An 18,872-nucleotide genomic window follows, 5' to 3' on the forward strand; every position below is an offset into this window, starting at 1 on the left:
TCAGCTGCCCGCCTGCCGGAGCCACTTCATGGACTCCTCACGCGAGGTGAAGAAACGCGTCGGGCACGGCGGAACGTGGACGCCCAGGAAGAAGTTCGCGAGGATCCGGTCCACCGGGCTCGCCCCCAGCAGGGCGATGCGGTTGGCCGCGCACGGGATGGAAAACACCGACCGGGCCTGGATGCTGACATTCTCGGTGGTGGCCATGTCCACCAGCATGGGATAGCTGCCATCCCCGGCTATCCGGTTGACGGCCGCCATCGCCGCCTGCGCGTCCTCGACTTCTATCCGGACCCGGGGTTCCCACACCAGGTGTATGACGCCGTCAGGACCCAACTCCACAGTGCTCTTGCCGCCGTCGACAATTACGGGTTCCATACCCTGCCTCCCTCCAGTAAGCAGCCTCCCGGCTCCTATCTTGCCCCAGGCGGGGAGGTTCGGCACGTCACCTAAAGCGCCTCCACCGCCAGGTTCCGGTACGCCGCGCGCAGCGGGGCCATCTGCCGGAACCCGATCCGGCCACCGCCCAGGACCTTGCCGGAGGGATCATCCCAGCTGAACAGCTGCAGCCCGTTGATGGCAAAGGCAACCCGGGAACCGTCCTTCACCACCTCCAGCCGGTAGAAGCCCGCGGCGTCCTCGGCGGGCGGCAGCGGGTCCGCGCCCTGGGCCACCAGTTCGAATCCCGCGCTCTTGCGCAGGTTGCAGGTCCGGAAGGCGCGTTCGGACTGGTACTTGTGCCGGAAATAGGACACGTGCAGGGCATCGATGTCGCCGGAGTGGTACTGCGGGTAGTAGCCGGTGCGGGCCGCCAGTCCAGGGCTGAAGAGGTCGACGCCGCCCTGCCCGGTGGCAGCGAAAAACAGCATGGCCAGGCCCGGCTCGGCCAGGGGCAGGAACTCCCAGCTGATGCGGATGTGGTCCGGGAACTCCTCCGGGCACCAGAAGGTCCAGTGCGCATGGTCACCGAATTCGGCGTCATCCAGGGTGCCGGACAGTTCGAGGGCGTCCGCGTGGCTGCCCAGGCCGAGCGGCCCCTCGGCAACCCACCCGGCAACGTCCGCCGGGCCTGCCAGCGCATTGCGGTAGAGGATGCTGCCCACTTAGCCGTGCCCCGCCGTCGTGCTTGCTGCCAGCTGCTGGGCGCCGTAGCCCAGCTGCCCCAGTTGCCGGGCCACCTCCGCGGCCACCAGCGCGGCACCGTCCTGCGAAAAGTGCGTATTGTCGGCCAGTCCCGCGGGCCAGTGCGCGTGCTCCCCCGGCGCGAAGTGGCAAAACAGCGCCGTGGAGTCCTCCCGGCCCAGCCTGGCATAGAGGTCACGGGTCCAGGCATTCAGGTCGATCACCGGGACCGCCAGCTCCAGACCGAGTTCCCGGACCACGTCCGGATAGTCCTCCAGGCTCTGCTCCAGGACAGCGCCCGACGACGGCCCGGCCCGGAAGTGCCGGCGCTCCACGGAGGTGCACAGCACCACCGCCGCGCCCGCCGACCGGACCTCGCCGACCATCCTGCGCAGGTTGGCCGCGTAGCCGGTCCGTGCGGCGAGGTGCTGCTTCTTCTGGTCGTTGTGGCCGAACTGGACCAGCACGACGTCGCCAGGGCCGGCAGTGCCGAGCAGGGCTGCCCACAGCCCTTCGTCGCGGAAGGATTCCGTGCTCGCTCCGCCTTTGGCGAAGTTGTGCACGGCGCCCCAGCGGTAGGTGTGGGCCGCCAGCTGCGCTCCCCACCCGCTCATCGGGTACTCGGAAGCGGGGCAGTCCGCCACGGTGGAATCTCCGGCCAGGAGGATCTTCATGGTGTTCTTTCTTTCGGAGGGGTCAGCCCTTGACGGAGCCGATGAGCATGCCCTTGGCGAAATGTTTCTGCAGGAAGGGATAGAAGATGAGGATGGGCAGGGTGGCCACCACGATCACGGCGAACTTGATGCCTTGTTCCGGCGGGATGTAGTTCGGGTCCACGTTTCCGGTTCCGAGCAGGTCGGACGCCGCGGTGACCTGGCGCAGGTACATCTGCAGGGTCCACTTCGAGTTATCGGACAGGTAAAGCAGCGGGGACATGAAGTCGTTCCAGATGCCCACGGCGTAGAACAGCGCGAACGTGGCCAGCACGGGTTTGGACAGCGGCAGCAGGATCCGCCACAGGATGCCGATCTCGGTGGCGCCGTCCATCTTGGCCGATTCCTCCAGTTCGGCCGGGAGCTCCTGGAAGAAGTTCTTAATGATGATCAGGCTGAACGGGTTGATCGCGGCCGGCAGGATCAGGGCCCAGTAGGAATTGAGCAGGCCCAGGTCCTTGACCAGCAGGAACGTGGGGATCATGCCGCCGGAGAACACCATGGCGAACACCACCAGGGACAGGATGACCTGGCGCCCGCGGAGGGTCTTCTTGGCCAGCGGATAGGCCATGGTGACGGTGAACGCCAGCTGCACCAGGGTTCCCACCACGGTGACCAGGACCGTGGTGACCAGGGCCCTGATGAACGCCGGGGTGGAGAAGATGTACTCATAGGCGCCCAGCGTGAACTGTTCGGGCCAGACGAAGAACGCGCGGCTGGTGATTTCGGCTTCGGTGGCGAAGGAGCCGGCGAAGACATAGACGAACGGCAGCAGGGTGACGATGCCCAGCAGCGAGAGGAAGGCGTAGTTGGCGGCATCGAAGATCCGGCCGCCGGTGGTGTTATGGATCTTCATTAGAACAGTCCGCTCTGGTTGAATCGCTTGGCCAGCCAGTTCGTGCCGAAGATCAGGACGATGCCCACCACGGACTTGAACAGGCCCACCGCGGTGGAGTAGCTGTAGGCGCCCTGGGTGATGCCCACGAAGTAGACGTAGGTGTCGAAGACGTCGGCCACATCCCGGTTCAGGGCGTTGGTCATCAGGTAGATCTGCTCGAAGCCCGTGTTGAGCATCTGCCCGATGGCCAGGATCAGCATCACGATGATGGTGGACCGGATCCCGGGGAGCGTGATGTGCCAGACCCGCCGGAACCTGCCGGCGCCGTCGATGATGGCGGCCTCGTACTGGTCCTGGTCCACGGTGGCCAGGGCGGCGAGGAAGATGATGGTCCCCCAGCCGGTGTTCTTCCAGATTTCCTGGAGCACGATCAGCGGCCGGAACCAGGCCGGGTCGGACAGGAAGTCGATGTGGGTCCCCATCAGGCCGTTGAGGAACTGGAAGAGCGGGCCGATGTCCAGGGCGAACATCAGGAAGCTCAGCGACGCCACGATGGTCCAGGACAAGAAGTGGGGGATGTACACCAGCGTCTGGACGGTGCGCTTGAGGATGGACAGCCGGACCTCGTTCAGCAAGAGCGCCAGGATGATGGTCAGCGGAAAGGCTAGCCCTAAGTTCAGGAACGCAAGGATCAGGGTGTTGCCCAGCAGCCGCGGGAAGTCCGGGTTGGAGAAGAAGTCCTGGAAGTTCTGGAACCCCACCCAGGGGCTGCCGTTCACTCCGAGGAACGGGACGTAGTCCTTGAACGCGATGGTGACGCCATACATCGGGGCGTAGCGGAACACCGCGAAGTACACCACGCCGGGCAGGAGCAGCAGGTAGAGCCACTTGTAGTGCGCAAAGTGGACGGAGAACTTGCCCCGGTTCCGGGGAGCGGGTGCGGTGTTGCGCACCCGCTCCCCGGAACGGGCCTCAATGACAGGGGCTGCCATTTACTTGTTGTCCTGCCAGAGCTTGTTGATCTCGTCCTTGACCTTCTCGCCGCCGCTGGTGTTCCAGAGCTTGATGGCGTCCTTGAGGCCCTGCTCGTCGATCTGGCCGGCGAGGTATTTGATCCGGGCGTCGGCCACGATGTTGTCCAGCTGCGCACCCTTGGCCACGTAGGTTTCGGAAACGTAGGGCGCGGCCGGGTTGTAGACCGCGCTCTTGAGGTCCTCAGCCATCACGGCGGTGCGCTTGTCGAAGACCTGCTGCTCGTAGTCGGTGGGCTGCTTGACCGGATAGAACTGGTTCCCGGCAACGTTCATGCCCAGCTGGGCGTAGCTCTTGATGTCGGTGGTGACGGCCTTGCCCTCGTCGGTTTCGGGCTTGATGGTGGCGGCCTTGCCGTCCTGGACGGTGAAGTTGACGCCCTCGATGCCGTTGTTCAGCAGGACAGCCACGTCCTTGCCGTTCATGGTGTCCAGGAATTGCAGGACCTTGTCCAGCTCAGCCTCGGTTCGGACGCTGGACTTGGGAACAGCCAGGAAGCCGGAGTAGCCGTCAGTGGGGTGGGCGTGCAGTTCGCCGTCGGGGCCCTCGAGGTTGCCCACGAAACCCACCTTGTTCTGGAAGTTGTTCGGGTCCGCCTGCTTGAACAGGTTGATCAGGACGCTCACCCGGGAGTCGACGTCGACGATAATGCCGCCCTTGCCGTTGAGGAACGGCTCGTTCCATTTGGTGGGGTCGAACGTGGCGAAGTCGGGGTTGATGAGCTTCTCGTCCACCATCTTCTTGACGAAGCGGTTGGCTTCCAGGAACTCGTCGGTCTCGAAGCTCGGGATCAGCTTGCCGTCCTTCTCGGTCCACCGGTTGCCCGTGCCGTACCACTCCTCGATGAGGTCGTACGGGCTGTTGGTGCCCAGGGCTCCCCACTTGGGGATGGTGATGCCCCAGGTGTCGTTCTGGCCGTTGCCGTCCGGATCCTGCTCGGTGAAGGCCTTGGCCACCTTGTATAGGTCCTCGGTGGTCTTGGGCGGCTGGAGGCCCAGCTTGTCCAGCCAGTCCTGCCGGAACATGACGGCCGCACGCATCGGTGAGCGTCCGCGGAACACGCCGTAGACCTTGCCGTTGACGCTGGCGTTCTGCTGGATGTCCGGGAAGGTGGTTTTCAGGTTGGGGTATTTGTCCAGCTTGTCGGTGAGGTCCCAGAAGGCGCCGGCCTTGGCGTTCTTGACGAAGCCGGGGCTCTTGCCCTGGATGACCATGATCTGCGGGATATCGGAGGAGGCCAGCGTGATGTTGGTCTTGTCCTCGTAGGAGGCGTTGGGCGCCCAGGTGATGTTGACGTCCTTGCCGGTGAGCTCCTCCAGCTTCTTCTGGACGGCGCCATCGGCGCTGGGCGGCTGCGCCTCCAGGAACGGCGCCATGATGGACACCGTTTTGAGGTCGGCGGCGGGCGCTTCCCCGCTGCTGCAGGCAGTGAGGGACAGGGCTGCGGCGGTGACGACGGCGGCAGCCAGCGTGAGGTTCCTGCGGGTCATGGTTGATCCTTTTCCACTTCGTTGGGGTTCCGGGAGGGCCCCAGCCCTCCTTTTGATACGTTTCAGAAAGTTTTGGGCAGCACGGTTCCGTGACGGGGCGGGTGGTGCCGCGGCGGTCAGGTGGAGGCGCCCTGCAGCGTTCGGTCAGGCGCCGGCTCCGCGGCCCCGGCCACGGCGTCGTCATTCGCCGTGAAGAAGCGGTCGCACAGCCAGCCGGTCAGGAAAAGCCACAGGCCAACGCTGAAGAACGGAATAAGTCCGGGCAGGACGATGCCGGCGTAGGCCACCGCAGCGGAGATGAACAGCAGGATGACAGTCCCGGCCAGGTGCCGCACGGCAAAGCGCGGGGACATCAGCAGGTAGCGGGCCAACGGCAGCTCGTACCGCGCATACATCGGAAACAGGTAGCAGGCAGCCCCGGCAAGGAAGACGCCCGAGACGAAGATCCCCACGGCCATCAGCGGCGCCAGGACCCCCTCGGCCCGCGAGAAGTAATTCCAGTTCAGGACCAGCGCCCCGGCCGCCGCCATGACGGGCAGCGCAAGGACATTGGCCCGGCCGAAGTTCCGGACGTATTCGGCGGCAAAACCGCGCACCAGCGGTGCAGCCTCTCCCCGCACCCTCTTCCGCACCAGGATCTGCGCCGCGGCGGTGGCCGGCCCCGCACCGAGCACGCCGAGGCCCAGCAGGGCGGAGGCGATCCACAGCAGGTTCAGGAGGGCGATCCATGCCAGGGTGTCAAAAAACGAGTAGGCGCGGGCGTTCAATGTTCCGGACAGCATGGCACGGCTCCCTTCCCTTCTCCATCGTTGCAGGGGCGAACCGGAAAGTGGTCCGCATCACGCTGGTAATCGCTTTCCCAGCAATCTAGACCCAAGGCAACGGCGGGGTCAAGCCAATTTTTGAATCGTTACACAGCTGGACTTCAGTGCGGGCCATGCCGCACACTGAACTTTGGAAAGCGTTTGCCGCAGCGGTGCGGACGCAGGGCCGCCGGCGGCTGCCGGCCAGAACGGAGAACCATGGATACGGCAACAGCGGCCGCCGGCAGCGGCGCCGGGGCGTCCGCCCGCACGGCAGCACGGGTGGCCCTGGTGGGGGTGCACGGCTTCGGCGCCCACCACCTGCGGAACCTTGAGCGCCTCCAGGCAGCCGCCGTCGTCGAACTCGTTGCGGTGGCGGACCCCAACGCTCCGGCACCCGGCTCGCTCCCGGCGTCGGCCGCTGTCTTTCCCGGGATTGCCGAACTGCTGGCCGGTACGGACAACCTGGACCTGGTCATCGTGGCCACGCCCATCCAGACACACGCGCCCCTGGCGCTAGCGGCACTCGCCACCGAGGCCGACCTCTACCTGGAAAAGCCTCCCGTGGCATCACTGGGTGACTTCCACCGGCTGTGCGATGCTGCGGCAGCCTCCGGCCGGAGTGTCCAGATCGGCTTCCAAAGCCTGGGGTCGCACGCGCTGAGGGCCATCGAGGACCTCCTCGCGGCGGGCACCATCGGAACCCTGCAGGGCATCTCCGCCACCGGCCGGTGGGTCAGGGACAAGGCCTACTACAAGCGCTCACGCTGGGCCGGGAAGCGCAGCATCGACGGCGTGGACGTGGTGGACGGGGTTGCCACCAACCCGCTGGCGCATGCCGTGGCCACCGCACTGCGCATCGCCGGCGCCCGCACCACGGCGGACCTGGCATCCGTGGAGACCGAGCTGTACCGGGCCAACGACATCGAATCGGACGATACCTCAGTGATCCGCATCCGGACCGCCGCAGGCCTGCCCATCACCTGCGCCCTGACCATCTGCGCCGCCGAATCGGTGGAACCGTACATCACGCTGCAGGGCTCCGCCGGGACCGCCGTCTTCCATTACACGGAGGACCGGCTCACCATCGAGACGCCGTCCGGCCGGTCCGAGCAGACGTACGGCCGCGAGGACCTCACCGAAAACCTGCTGGCCCACCGGAACAGCGGCGCGCCGCTGATCAGCCCCCTCGTAGACAGCGGAGCGTTCATGCTGGTGCTTGAAGCGATCCGCACGGCGCCGCCGCCCACGCCCATCGACCCCGCCGCCGTCAGGTGGGAAGGTGAAGGTGAGGCCGCCCATGCCGTTGTCACGGGGATCGAAGCGGCCCTGGAGCGCGCGGGCCGGGAGCACGCCACGTTCAGCGAGCTCGGCCTGCCCTGGGCCGTGGCCGCGCCGGAACCCTTCGGGATGCCTGCTCCCTGATGGACGCGGAGGCCGGACCCGGTTACCTGCACGCCGTCAACCTCCTGACGGACGGAATCGCGGGCTGCATGACAGCCGCTGCCCGGCCGTGCTTCAGCTGGCAGTTGGCCCTGGCCGGCGCCGCGGATCCTTCCGTTGCCCGGCAAAGCGGCTATGAGATTGAGGTTGCTGACGCGCAGGGAATACTGCTGTGGGCTTCGGGTCCCGTGGGCTCAAGCGCGCAGAGCGGAATCCCCTTCGGCGGTCCAGCGCTCGACGACGATGCGGACTTCACGTGGCGGGTCCGGGTCCGCGATGCCTCAGGACAGGTGGGCCCATGGTGCGTGCCGGAGGGGTTCAGCACCGGCCTGTCCGACCACGGCTGGGAGGCCGAGTGGATTTCGCGCAGCCCGGGCGGCCGGGCACCACTGGAAATCCTCAACGGAGCGCTTCGCGTGGCAGCCTCGCCGTTCCTGCCGCTCCCGTGCCCGCCCCTGAAGAGCTTCCGGCTCGAAGCCCGGGTCCGCCCCACCATGGGACCCGCCGGCGTCATCCTGCGCAGCACCGGCGCTGGCACCGGCCTGCTGCTGGAACTGGACGCTTCGGGCTCGGTGGTGCTGCGCGCAGCCCCGGCGTGGGAGATCCCCTCCCCCGCCACACCCGGGACGCCGGTCCTGGCGCGCGCCCACGCCGGCGGGGGCCAAGGCGGGACGTGGCGGGAACTCGGCGTCCATGACGACGGGAACACCATCCGTGTGTCGGTGGACGGCGTGGAGCTGCTAGTGGTGGAGGAGCCGGCCGCCCCCGGTTCCGGCGGCTTGCCCGGGCTGCACCAGGGCCCGCGAAGCCAGGCCGAGTACGCCGCACTGCGCCTCACGGACACGGCTGCAACCACCACGATCCTGGACCACTGCTTCGATGGAAGCGAAGACCACGCCCGCGCCTGCCTCTCCAAGTGGCCCACCACCACACCACACCGCCAACCTGATGAATGGACCCTGTTCCGCACGTCGATCCGGCTGACGGGAACGGTCAGGCGTGCCCGGCTCTATGTCGCGGCCAACCATCACGCCCAGCTTTCCCTCGCAAACACCTCCTGCCTGGCCGCCGCCTCGTTCGGGTACCCGGGCGAGGGCTACTATGACGCCGCCGACGTCACCGGCATCCTCGGGTCGCACCCCCGGGACAGCGCCGTACCGCTGACGGCCCTGCTGCACTGGTACGGCCCCGGACAGGGACGCGCCGCCGGCCAGCCCGGCCTGCTGGCCAGGCTCAGCGTGGACTACGACGACGGCCGCCGGGAAGTCTTCGGCTCCGGGCCCCACTGGTCCGCGTCTGAGGCACCGTACCGCCAGTCCGGCTACCGCAACGACGAAGGCGACCCCGTGGAGCACCTCGACGGGCAGGCCGCGGCGTCCCTGGACAGTGCCGCCGCCCTGCCCGCCGCCATCAGCTCCGGCCCCCACCCGTCGCCGGACGTCCCCCGCGTGCATCCGCGGCGGACGTTCCTGACCGCGGATTTCGTGGCGCCGCGGCGGTTCCTCACCGCGGATGACGGCACGCTTGTGGCCGACTTCGGCAAGGTCCTGCCGGGCAGGCCGGAGGTGGACTTCCGAACCGGCGTTCCGGGCCGCACCGTGCTGATCCGTGCTGGCTATGAACTGCGCCGGGGTGGGCGGGTGGACGCCGGCAAAACGGCCAGCCAAAACACCGACATGTCCTTTCCCTACACGCAGGCAGACGGTCCCCAGCAGTTCCGGGCAAGCGTCCATCTGGGCTTCCGCTACCTGGAACTGCCGGGGGTGGCGCCTGCGGAAGTATCACGGCTGGGCGCCGTCGTGGTCCATGGCCGGCACCCTGCCGAGGGCAGCTTCAACAGCTCGGACCCCACCCTCGATGCGGTGTTCGGGCTGCTGCGGGACTCCGCCCTGCACGGTGTCCAGGAGCAGTTCGTGGACACACCCACTCGCGAGAAAGGCCAGTTCCTGGCCGATGCGGTCAACATCTCCTACGCCACCATGGCCTTGTTCGGCGAGCACGCCTTCACGGCGCAGGCGCTGCGCGAGTTCGGCTGGTCCGCCGGCCGCTACTGGGACTCCGCGGCCGACAGGGGCCGGTACAACGCCGTGTACCCCAACGGGGACGGCAAGCGGGACATCCCCGATTTTTCCCTGATGCTCCCGGAGTGGGCCGAGGAGTACCACCGGCGCACAGGGGACCTAGCGCTGGTCCGGGAGCTGCTGCCGCACCTGTGCGAAACGGCTGACTACGCGCTGCGGTACATCCCGGCAAAGGGTCCGACGGCGGGACTGGTCACCAGGCTGGGGGGCGGCTCCGGTCCGTACCTCCACGGCATCGTGGACTGGCCCGAACCCGGCCGCTTCGGCTACGACATGGACTGCGCGGCCAGGACCACCGTCAACGCCCAGGCCTACTCGGCCCTGGTGGCCACGGCCAGGCTTTGCGGCCTCGCCGGGGACGGGGACCCCGCGGTGCGGTACGCCACTTCAGCCCGCGCGCTGGCCGAAGCCATCCGTAACCGGCTTCGGGTGGACGGTGTCATGGTGGACGGCCTGCACGCGGACGGCTCCCCCAGCTCCCATGCGTCCCAGCACGCCACGTCCTTCCCGCTGTCCCTGGGCATCACAGAGCCCGCGTATGCGGCTGCGGACGCTGCCCGGCTCGCCGGAATGGGAATGCGCCAAGGTCCCATGACGGTGCACCGCCTGGTTCGTGCGTTGCTGGGCCAGGGCCGGACGGACGCCGTGCTGGACCTGCTGACCGCCACGGACCAGCCCGGCTGGGCGCGCCTCCTGGAGCGCGGCGCCACCTTCACCTGGGAAGCCTGGGACCTGGTGGACGGTACCGACTACAGCCAGTCCCACGCCTGGTCCGCCTCGGTGGTGAAGGACATCCTGGAGCACCTGCTCGGCATCCGGTACGCCGCGCCGGGCGGAAACGAACTGCTGATCGAGCCGCCGCTGTGCCGGCTTGAGCACGCGAGCGGCAGCGTCCCGGCGGCCAACGGGATTGTGGCAGCCGACTGGCGGCGTGACGGGGACCGGATCCGCCTGGACTGCACCATCCCGCCCGGGACCACAGCTACCGTCCGGCTGCCCGCCGGCACTTACGGAGTCCGGGGCCCGGCGCCGGATGCCGCCGTCGTGCTTTCTTCCCGGGATGAAGCGCACTCCCCCACCCGGGACTTCCGGGTGCACACCGGGACCTGGGCATTCATTCCGGCTTAGCTGTCGCCCGGTGCCGGCCGTGCCACCACAGCAGAAGTCCGATGACAGCGGCGGAGAGCATGCCCAGGCTGCCCGTCACCACCAGCCCGGTCCGCACGCCGAACTGCTCCGTGAGCCAGCCCGCCAGCAGCCCGCCAAGTGCATGGCCGCCCAGCAGGAGCGGCAGGTACAGCGCCATGACCCGGCCGCGGATGGCCGGGCCGGCCTCCAACTGCACCGCGGTGCCCGCGCTGGTCAGGAACAGCAGGGTCATGATGCCCACCACCACCAGCATGGCCACGAACAGCACCAGGGTGGGCATGACGGCGGCCACCAGTTGGGACAGCCCAAAGAGCCCTGCGGCCGCGACGATGCCCTTGCGGCCCATCCTTCCCAGACGTGCCGCCAAGAGCGCCCCGGCCAGCGCACCCAGGGCGCTGACCGTGTTGAACAGGCCGAAGCCTTCCACCCCGTTGTGCCACACGCGCTCCGCGAAGGCGGCGAGGACCACCGGGCCGTTCATGCCAAAGGCGCCCAGGAGTCCGGCCAGGAGGATGAGCAGCAGCAGGCGGGGCCTTTCCCGGACGTACCGGAATCCGGCGAGCACCTGCCCGCGTCCCCGCTCAGCCGGCGTGCTTGGATGCAGCTCCTGGGCGCGGACCGCCCCAATGAGCCCCAGCACGAGCACGCCGATCAGCGCGTTGGCGGCGAACGCCGCTGCGGGTCCGGCCTGGGCGATCACCACGCCGCCGAGCGCCGGCCCGGCCATGGCCCCCAGCTGGGACAGGGCGTTGTTGAGTCCGATGGCGGGCCGGAGTCCGGCGTCGCCCACCACTTCGTTGACGAAGACCTGCCGGGTGGGCTGGTCCACGGCGGCCGTGACGCCCAGCGCGATGCAGCTTGCGTAGACCACCGCCACGGTGATGGTGCCGCTGGCCGCCCAGGCCGCCAGTCCCAGGCCGAGAAGCACGATCACGGACTGGCACAGCATCATGATCCGGCGCTTGGGGAACACGTCCACCACCAGCCCGGCGAGCGGGCCCACCACAAGCATGGGCAGGAACTGCAGGGCGACGGCGACCCCCACGGCAGCGGGACTTCCGGACAGTTGCAGCACCAGCCAGTCCTGTGCCAGCCGCTGCATCCAGACGCCCAGGCTTCCGGCCAGCTGCAGGCCGAGGAAGAGCCGGTAGTTGTGTTGTTTGAGGGGGTGGTACCAGCGGGGCGGGGTTTCGGGAGGGAGGAGCGACTTCTCGGAGCTTGGATGGTCGGCCGGCACGGTCAGCTTTGGCGGAGGGAGCGTATTTTGACCGCGGCAGCAGCGAGGATCAGGGTCCCCGGAACCACCACGAAGAGGGCGGCTAGCATCCAGACAAACACCACGGCGCAGAAGAGTGCCGCCGCGAGCAGGAGTGAGCCGGTCCAGTCGCGCAGGGAGATGGCCTTGCCGGCGTCGAGGGCGGCACGCCAGGCGCCCCCGGGGGTGCTGGCGGCGGCGTCGGACCAGGCGCCCGCAGTGCGCAGCAGGAGGATGGCCCCGGCTGCCGCGAGGATCAGGGTGGCGGGCAGGACAACCTCGCGGCCGGGAAGCTGCCCCACCCACGCGAGCAAAAGGTTGAGGACAATCACGACGGCGGCACCCGCCGTCGTGATCCCCAGTTTCCAGCTGCCGGGCAGGGCCGCCTTGAACAGGCCCCAGAGGCCGCGGACGGAGTCGTCCCGGCCGGCGAGGTGCCGCCCCAGGTGCATGGTCCCGGCCGCATAGGCGGCGGGGATGGTCACCAGCGGGAGGGACAGCACCAGCACCAGCAGGCCTGCCAGGAGGGTTTCGGAGAACAGGGCGAACCGGTTCACGGGGACCGGCGCGTCGCTTCGGGCCGGTGTGGTGCCGTCCATGCTGGTCATGCTCTTCCTTTGTTCCTTCTAGCCTTTGAGGCCCTGGGTGGAAACGCCTTCGACGATGTAGCGCTGGAAGACCAGGAAGAACACCAGCACGGGGAGCAGGGCCAGGACGGACATGGCGATCATGGCGCCGTAGTCAGAGGACTGGGTCTGGTCCACGAAGAGCCGCAGGGCGAGCGGGAGGGGGTATTTGTCAGGGGTGTTCAGGTAGAGCAGCGGGCCGAGGAAGTCGTTCCAGCTCCAGATGAAGGAGAAGATCGAGGTGGAGATCAGGGCCGGTTTCATCAGCGGCAGCATGATGGAGAAGAAGATCCGCGCGTGCCCGGCGCCGTCGATCCGTGCCGCTTCGTCAAGTTCCGCCGGAAGGCCGCGCATGAACTGGACCATCAGGAACACGAAGAACGCGTCCCCGGCCAGGAACTTGCCGATCAGCAGCGGCACGTAGGTGTCCACCAGGCCCAGCTGCTGGAAGACGATGTACTGCGGGATGATCACCACGTGGAACGGCAGCAGCAGCGTGGCGATCATCATGCCGAAGAATATGCTCCGGCCCGGGAACTTGATCCGTGCAAACGCGTAGGCGGACACGCTTGCCGACAGGATGGTTCCGACGACGGCGCCGAGGGCCAGGACCAGCGAGTTGGTGAAGAACTGCAGGGTGGACACTCCGCCGATCCCCTCCATCGCGGTGGCGAAGTTGTCGAAGCTGAAGTTGTTGGACCACAGCGACGTGTTCTGGCCGCCGATCTCGGAGTTCGGCTTGAAGGACGAGGCGATCATCCACAGGCCCGGGTACAGCACGATGGCCGTGAGGATGAGGGCAACGGCGTGGAAGATGATGCTCTTGGCGCGCTTGGCCCCGGCGGACTCGGACTTCGGGTTGTACGCCGGGGCGCCGGGGCCCGCGGACTGGGTGGGTGTTGCCATGGTTGTCATTTCGAATCACCGCTGTAGTGGACCCAGGACTTGGACGTGCGGAAGAAGATCAGCGTGATGATGCCGACCACGATTACCAGCAGCCACGCCATGGCCGAGGCGTAGCCCATCCGGAAATCGCTGAAGCCGCGCAGGTACAGGTAGAGGGTGTAGAAGAGGGTGGATCCGGCGGGGCCGCCTTCACCGTTGGAAATGATGTAGGCCGACGCGAAGATCTGGAACGCGTGGATGGTTTCCATCAGCAGGTTGAAGAAGATCACCGGGGAGAGCATGGGCCAGGTGATGTTGAAGAACTTCCGCACGGGCCCGGCACCGTCCATCGATGCCGCCTCGTACAGTTCGCCCGGGATCTGCTTGAGCCCGGCCAGGAAGATCACCATCGGCGCACCGAACTGCCATACGGTCAGCAGGATGAACATCGGCATGGTCATGGCAGGGTTGCCCACCCAGCCGCCGAGGTTGATCCCGAAGAAGGACAGGCCCTGGTCCACGGGGCCGGAATCGCCGAACATCGCCTTCCACACGATGGCGATCGAGACGGACGCGCCGATCAGCGAGGGAGCGTAGAACGCGGACCGGTAGAAACCCTGCCCCCGCCGCTTGCTGTTCAGCAGCATCGCCACCGCCAAGGCGGCGGCGAGCTTCAGCGGCGTACCGAAGACCACATAGCCCACCGTCACGCCGACGGACTGCAGGAAGCGCTCATCCTGGAACAGGGTGGTGTAGTTGTCCAAACCGATCCATTTGGGCGGCTCGAAGAGGTTGTAGTTGGTGAACGACAGGTACAGGGAGGAAATCATCGGCCCCACGGTGAGGGCGATGAATCCCAGCAGCCAGGGCAGCAGGAAGGTGTAGCCGGCACGGGCGTCCGCCCCGTTGCGCTTCGATGTGCGAAGCGGTGCGGGGGCGGGCGCCGCGGAACGCCTGCTCAGGGTTGGGCTTTGAGTCACGAGTTCGATCCGTCAGTCGAGCCTGTATCAGGCGTTCTGCTTGATGAGGTCTTCGGCTTCCTTGAACCAGGCGTCGGTTGCACCGTCAACGGTGAGCTTGCCGTAGTTCAGGTCCGAGGCGATGCGCTTGAAGGAGGCCTCCAGCGTGCCGAAGCCGACGATGGGCGGCTCGGGCGCGTCCTTGAGGTACTTCTCGATGGACTTCTCGTAGTCGACCACGGCCTTGTCGGTGCCGTCGAAGGTGGTGCCGTCGCGCTGGGTCTTGGAGGCGGGGACACCGCGGGACGTCTTGAAGATCTGGCCCACCTCGGGGTCGTTGACCATGAAGTCGATGAACCGGGCGGCCGCGTCCTTGAACTTGGTCTTGGCGCTGGCCACCATCAGCATGGAGGGCTTGAGGAACAGGCCCAGGTTGTCCTGGTTGTCGGACGGTACCGGCACGAGCTTGAGTTCCTTGGCGCCGCTGTCGCCCAGGTAGCCGGCCATGAAGTTGTCCCAGGTGACCTCGGTGGCGGTGGCGTTGGAGCCGAACGGTGATTTGGGGGCCAGCTGGGTGACGCGGTCCTCGGGGATGATGGCGCCGGTACCCCGCAGGTCCGCAGTCAGATTCCACCACTTCTTCAGGTCGTCCTTGCTGAAACCCAGCTTGCCGTCCGAGGTGAAAGCCTGGATGTTGTTCTGCCGGAGCCAGATGTTGAACATCCACCAGACGCCGGTGTAGTCGGTGCCGCCATAGAGGGCGCCGCTGCTCTTGCTGCCCACCTGGGTGAGGAAGTCGTTGAATTCCTTGTAGGACCAGCTGCCGTCGGGCTCGGCGATGCCCAGGGATGCGAGCTTTGCGGGGTCGTAGTAGACGGCGAAGGCGTTGGTGCTGGTGGGGATGCCGTAGGTCTTGCCTTTGATCTGGCCGGATGGCAGGAGTGACTTCTCGAAGGCGTCCGTGTTGATCTTGACGGTGCTGAGGTCCAGGAGCTGGTTCCGCTGTCCGTAATCGCGCAGGTAGGACAGGTCCCACTGCATCACGTCCGGGAGGCCGCCGCCGGCAGCTTCGGTGGCACGCTTCTGCCAGTAGCCGGCGAAGTCGGTGAAGTTGCCGTTGACCTTGATGTCCGGATTCTTCGATTCGAACAGCGCGATGGCCTTGCGGGTCCGCTCGGCACGGTCGTCGTTGCCCCACCAGGTGTAGTTAATGGTGACGGGCTTTTCGGCGGTTCCGGTCTGGCCCGAAGAGCTGGATCCGGTCCCACAAGCCGCCAGCGCTGCGGCTGATGCGGTGCCGACGGCCACGGTTGTGAGGAAATGCCTTCTGTTGATCACGGGAGCCTCCTTGCTCTTTGTGTGTTTTGCCCGGCAACGGCCTACAACGTGGGTAGTGAGCTGGCTAACACGGCTTCTGAAACGATACAATATCCGCATTCCCCGGAATGGGCAAGCGTTTTCCCAGCCGGCCGGTACCGGCCCGGTCCACGCCCCTGAGCTGACAAAGGAGTCCCATGGCCACGCAGGAAACCACGAGTCCACCGAGCGTCTGGAACAACATCCAAGGCATCGCGTTTGGCGGCGACTACAACCCCGAGCAGTGGCCGGCCAGTGTCCGGCTGGAAGACCTGGAGCTGATGCAGGAAGCGGGCGTCACCTTCCTCAGCGTGGGGATCTTCTCCTGGGCGCTGATCGAACCGGCAGAAGGCCAGTATGACTTCGGCTGGCTGGACGAAGTGATGGACAACCTCGCTGGCATCGGCGTGAAGGTGGCCCTGGCCACCGCCACCGCCGCTCCCCCGGCGTGGCTGGTCCGCAAGCATCCGGAAATCCTGCCGGTCACGGCTGACGGGACCGTGCTGGGACCGGGCTCGAGGCGGCACTATACGCCGTCGTCGGCCGTTTACCGCCGTTATGCCGCGGGGATCACCCGCGCCATCGCCGAACGCTATAGGGACCACCCGGCTCTGGCGTTGTGGCACGTTGACAATGAGCTCGGCTGCCACGTCTCGGAGTTCTACGGGGAGGAGGACGCGGCAGCTTTCCGCGCCTGGCTGTTTCGCCGGTACGGGACCATCGATGCCCTCAACGCCTCGTGGGGCACCGCGTTCTGGTCCCAGAACTATGGCTCCTTCGCGGAGATCCTGCCGCCCGCCGTCGCGCCATCCACGCTGAACCCGGGCCAGCAGCTGGACTTCCAGCGGTTTAATTCCTGGGCGCTGATGGACTACTACCGGGCACTCGTGGCCGTGCTCCGCGAAGTGACGCCGAACATCCCGTGCACCACCAACCTGATGGCCTCCAGCGCCACCAAGTCCATGGACTACTTCGACTGGGCCAAGGACCTGGACGTCATCGCCAACGACCACTACCTCGTGGCCGCGGATCCCGAACGGCACCTTGAGCTGGCGTTCAGCGCGGACCTGACCCGGGGCATCGCGGGCGGGAACCCGTGGATCCTGATGGAACATTCGACGTCGGCCGTCAACTGGCAGCCACGCAACCAGCCCAAAATGCCCGGGGAGATGCTGCGCAATTCCCTGGCCCACGTGGCCCGCGGCGCCGATGCCGTGATGTTCTTCCAGTGGCGCCAGAGCTTCGCCGGCTCGGAGAAGTTCCACTCCGCCATGGTGCCGCACGGCGGACGGGACACCCGGGTCTGGCGCGAAGTCGTGGAGCTGGGGGATGCGCTGAAGCGGCTGGCGCCGGTGCGTGGGTCGCGCGTGGAATCCCGGGTTGCCATTGTCTTTGACTACGAAGCGTGGTGGGCGGCTGAAATCGATTCGAAGCCCAGCATCGACGTGAAGTACCTGGACCTGCTGCGGGCTTTCCACCGGTCTCTGGTGCTGCGGGGCATCCCGGTGGATATCGTGCATCCGTCCGCTTCCCTCGAGGGCTATGACCTGGTGCTCGTGTGCACCCTTTACTCGGTCTCCGACGCCGACGCCGCCAACATCGCGGCCGCAGCCTCGTCCGGGGCGACCGTGCTGGTGAGCTACTTCAGCGGAATCGTGGACGAACAGGACCACATCCGGCTCGGCGGGTACCCCGGCGCTTTCCGCGAGTTCCTTGGCGTGCGGGTGGAGGAGTTCCACCCGCTCCTCGCCGGTTCAATGCTCAAGCTGAGCGACGGGACCGCTTCCTCCATCTGGAGCGAGCATGTGCATCTCGCGGGCGCCGAGGCGGTGCAGACCTTCACGGAGTACCCACTCAAGGGAGTACCGTCCCTGACCCGGCGGTCCCTGGGGTCCGGGGCTGCCTGGTACCTGGCCACGTTCCCGGACGCCAACGGCATCGAGTCCCTCGTGGACAAGCTGCTGGCGGAATCCGGGGTCACTCCCCTCGCCACGGCCGACCCCGGCGTGGAGCTGGTGCGACGGCGTTCGGCCGACGGGCAGCGTTTCCTCTTCGCCATCAACCACACGCGGGCTTCCGCGTACGTTGCCGCCGCGGGAACGGATCTACTGACCGGGGAGGAGTTCGGCGGCACGGTTCCTGCAGGGAGTGTCGCGGTGGTTGCCGAGGGTTAGGCGGGTCCAGTTTCGGGAAATGCACGACGGCGGCGCCTCCTTGGCGCCGCCGTTTTCCGTCCCGCAATGCGCGGCTTAGCTGGGATTGAGTTCGACCATGCACATTGGCGGACTTCGATCAGTGGCGCTCCCTTTCGGGCGCTTTTCTCGTTTTCCACATAGGAGTGCGGGGCGACTGTGATTGTCAGAGGGTGCTGGAAGACTTTGGTTATGGAAGTGGTTTTGGGGACGGCAACAGTACTGCAGGCGGGGCGCCAGGCGCCCGCGGCTGCTGGTTCGCCTCTGTCCACGCCTGCTCTTCCGATCGCATCCGTTCCCCTGTCTCGCACTCTTGCCGCTGTCGTGGCCTTGTTGGCTCGTGTCCCTGTGCCCACTGATGGTCCGGGGATGGTCGACCAGATCCGCGGGCTGGAGGACCTGAAATCTTTGGCCGCCGCGAAACAGGCCGAGATTACTGTGGCGTTCGACCTGGGCCAGCGGCGGGAGCAGGCCGCCGCCGGGGTTCCTGCGGATGAGGTGGGCGCCGGGGTCGCGGCACAGGTCGCGCTGGCGCGGCGGGAGTCGCCGGCGAAGGGTTCGCGGCTGCTGGGACTGGCCAAGGCCCTGACCGGGATGCCGCACACGTTGGCCGCGTTCCGGGCCGGATCGTTGAATGAGTGGCGCACCACGCTGCTGGTGCGGGAAACCATCTGCCTGTCCGTCGAGGACCGGGCCGCCGTGGACGAGGAGCTCGCCGCCGACACCGGCATCCTCGCCGGCAGCCTCGACGGCGCCGGCGACAAAGCCATCATCGCCGCGGTTCGTGCCGCCGCGTACCGGCGGGACCCCGCCTCGGTGGCCAGGCGGGCCTCCCGGGCCGTGGGCGGGCGGTGCGTGAGCCTGCGCCCGGCCCCGGACACCATGGCCTACCTGACCGCGCTGCTGCCCGTCGCCGAGGGCGTCGCCG

16 protein-coding genes are annotated in these 18,872 nt (G+C 67.1%); 4 read left to right on the top strand and 12 right to left on the bottom strand.

Annotated elements, in window-relative coordinates:
- The 7 genes from ACYSM9_RS10995 to ACYSM9_RS11025 form a co-directional block, all read right to left on the bottom strand.
- Positions 1–378: a DUF7793 family protein gene (locus tag ACYSM9_RS10995; protein ID WP_461856990.1), complete on the bottom strand. Its 378-nt coding sequence runs from the start codon at positions 376–378 to the stop codon at positions 1–3.
- Positions 379–449: 71 nt separating this feature from the next.
- Complete coding sequence (locus ACYSM9_RS11000) at positions 450–1,103, bottom strand: DUF1961 family protein (protein ID WP_461856991.1); 654 nt, start codon at positions 1,101–1,103, stop codon at positions 450–452.
- The gene (locus ACYSM9_RS11005) at positions 1,104–1,796 is read right to left on the bottom strand and encodes a rhamnogalacturonan acetylesterase (RefSeq protein ID WP_461856992.1); all 693 of its coding nucleotides are present in this window, start codon (positions 1,794–1,796) and stop codon (positions 1,104–1,106) included.
- 22 nt (positions 1,797–1,818) lie between these two features.
- Positions 1,819–2,691: a carbohydrate ABC transporter permease gene (locus ACYSM9_RS11010; protein WP_461856993.1), complete on the bottom strand. Its 873-nt coding sequence runs from the start codon at positions 2,689–2,691 to the stop codon at positions 1,819–1,821.
- On the bottom strand, positions 2,691–3,665 hold the full coding sequence (locus ACYSM9_RS11015; RefSeq protein ID WP_461856994.1) for an ABC transporter permease: 975 nt from the start codon (positions 3,663–3,665) through the stop codon (positions 2,691–2,693). Before ACYSM9_RS11015 ends, ACYSM9_RS11010 begins: the two co-directional genes overlap by 1 nt.
- Positions 3,666–5,195: an extracellular solute-binding protein gene (locus ACYSM9_RS11020; protein ID WP_461856995.1), complete on the bottom strand. Its 1,530-nt coding sequence runs from the start codon at positions 5,193–5,195 to the stop codon at positions 3,666–3,668. It lies immediately after the preceding gene.
- A gap of 116 nt (positions 5,196–5,311) precedes the next feature.
- On the bottom strand, positions 5,312–5,977 hold the full coding sequence (locus tag ACYSM9_RS11025) for a YesL family protein (RefSeq protein ID WP_461856996.1): 666 nt from the start codon (positions 5,975–5,977) through the stop codon (positions 5,312–5,314).
- A gap of 240 nt (positions 5,978–6,217) precedes the next feature.
- Between ACYSM9_RS11025 and ACYSM9_RS11030 the strand changes: the two genes are divergently transcribed.
- Positions 6,218–7,423, top strand: coding sequence for a Gfo/Idh/MocA family protein (locus ACYSM9_RS11030; RefSeq protein WP_461856997.1), 1,206 nt, complete (start codon positions 6,218–6,220; stop codon positions 7,421–7,423).
- The gene (locus tag ACYSM9_RS11035) at positions 7,423–10,650 is read left to right on the top strand and encodes a family 78 glycoside hydrolase catalytic domain (protein WP_461856998.1); all 3,228 of its coding nucleotides are present in this window, start codon (positions 7,423–7,425) and stop codon (positions 10,648–10,650) included. Before ACYSM9_RS11030 ends, ACYSM9_RS11035 begins: the two co-directional genes overlap by 1 nt.
- Here the strand turns inward: ACYSM9_RS11035 and ACYSM9_RS11040 are convergent.
- From ACYSM9_RS11040 to ACYSM9_RS11060, 5 genes are read right to left on the bottom strand one after another with little or no spacing between them, the layout of a single operon-like run.
- On the bottom strand, positions 10,637–11,908 hold the full coding sequence (locus ACYSM9_RS11040; protein ID WP_461856999.1) for an MFS transporter: 1,272 nt from the start codon (positions 11,906–11,908) through the stop codon (positions 10,637–10,639). The genes ACYSM9_RS11035 and ACYSM9_RS11040 overlap by 14 nt on opposite strands.
- Before the next feature lie 2 nt (positions 11,909–11,910).
- The gene (locus ACYSM9_RS11045) at positions 11,911–12,534 is read right to left on the bottom strand and encodes a Poxvirus protein I5 (protein ID WP_461857000.1); all 624 of its coding nucleotides are present in this window, start codon (positions 12,532–12,534) and stop codon (positions 11,911–11,913) included.
- Between the two features lie 18 nt (positions 12,535–12,552).
- On the bottom strand, positions 12,553–13,467 hold the full coding sequence (locus ACYSM9_RS11050; RefSeq protein ID WP_461857001.1) for a carbohydrate ABC transporter permease: 915 nt from the start codon (positions 13,465–13,467) through the stop codon (positions 12,553–12,555).
- Entirely contained in the window at positions 13,464–14,417 is a 954-nt protein-coding gene (locus tag ACYSM9_RS11055; RefSeq protein ID WP_461857002.1) for a carbohydrate ABC transporter permease, read from the bottom strand. Before ACYSM9_RS11055 ends, ACYSM9_RS11050 begins: the two co-directional genes overlap by 4 nt.
- A gap of 27 nt (positions 14,418–14,444) precedes the next feature.
- Positions 14,445–15,734, bottom strand: a complete 1,290-nt coding sequence (locus ACYSM9_RS11060; RefSeq protein ID WP_461857003.1) for an ABC transporter substrate-binding protein — start codon at positions 15,732–15,734, stop codon at positions 14,445–14,447.
- A 176-nt stretch (positions 15,735–15,910) separates the two neighbouring features.
- Here ACYSM9_RS11060 and ACYSM9_RS11065 point away from each other — a divergent pair, with 176 nt between their 5' ends.
- Both ACYSM9_RS11065 and ACYSM9_RS11070 read left to right on the top strand, forming a co-directional pair.
- Positions 15,911–17,926 carry a beta-galactosidase gene (locus tag ACYSM9_RS11065; protein ID WP_461857004.1) on the top strand — a complete coding sequence of 672 codons (2,016 nt, stop codon included), beginning with the start codon at positions 15,911–15,913 and terminating at the stop codon, positions 17,924–17,926.
- 387 nt (positions 17,927–18,313) lie between these two features.
- Positions 18,314–18,872 (top strand): 13E12 repeat family protein (locus tag ACYSM9_RS11070; RefSeq protein WP_461857005.1); only part of this gene is annotated, 559 nt, incomplete at its 3' end.

The organism is Arthrobacter sp. C152 (assembly GCF_054890965.1).

Bases quoted from the DNA above. Each gene is read 5' to 3' on its own strand.
- ACYSM9_RS11050 (WP_461857001.1), bottom strand. From the start codon at position 13,467: ATGACAACCATGGCAACACCCACCCAGTCCGCGGGCCCCGGCGCCCCG.
- ACYSM9_RS11015 (WP_461856994.1), bottom strand. From the start codon at position 3,665: ATGGCAGCCCCTGTCATTGAGGCCCGTTCCGGGGAGCGGGTGCGCAAC.
- ACYSM9_RS11035 (WP_461856998.1), top strand. From the start codon at position 7,423: ATGGACGCGGAGGCCGGACCCGGTTACCTGCACGCCGTCAACCTCCTG.
- ACYSM9_RS11025 (WP_461856996.1), bottom strand. From the start codon at position 5,977: ATGCTGTCCGGAACATTGAACGCCCGCGCCTACTCGTTTTTTGACACC.
- ACYSM9_RS11005 (WP_461856992.1), bottom strand. From the start codon at position 1,796: ATGAAGATCCTCCTGGCCGGAGATTCCACCGTGGCGGACTGCCCCGCT.
- ACYSM9_RS11065 (WP_461857004.1), top strand. From the start codon at position 15,911: ATGGCCACGCAGGAAACCACGAGTCCACCGAGCGTCTGGAACAACATC.
- ACYSM9_RS11020 (WP_461856995.1), bottom strand. From the start codon at position 5,195: ATGACCCGCAGGAACCTCACGCTGGCTGCCGCCGTCGTCACCGCCGCA.
- ACYSM9_RS11045 (WP_461857000.1), bottom strand. From the start codon at position 12,534: ATGACCAGCATGGACGGCACCACACCGGCCCGAAGCGACGCGCCGGTC.
- ACYSM9_RS11030 (WP_461856997.1), top strand. From the start codon at position 6,218: ATGGATACGGCAACAGCGGCCGCCGGCAGCGGCGCCGGGGCGTCCGCC.
- ACYSM9_RS11010 (WP_461856993.1), bottom strand. From the start codon at position 2,691: ATGAAGATCCATAACACCACCGGCGGCCGGATCTTCGATGCCGCCAAC.
- ACYSM9_RS10995 (WP_461856990.1), bottom strand. From the start codon at position 378: ATGGAACCCGTAATTGTCGACGGCGGCAAGAGCACTGTGGAGTTGGGT.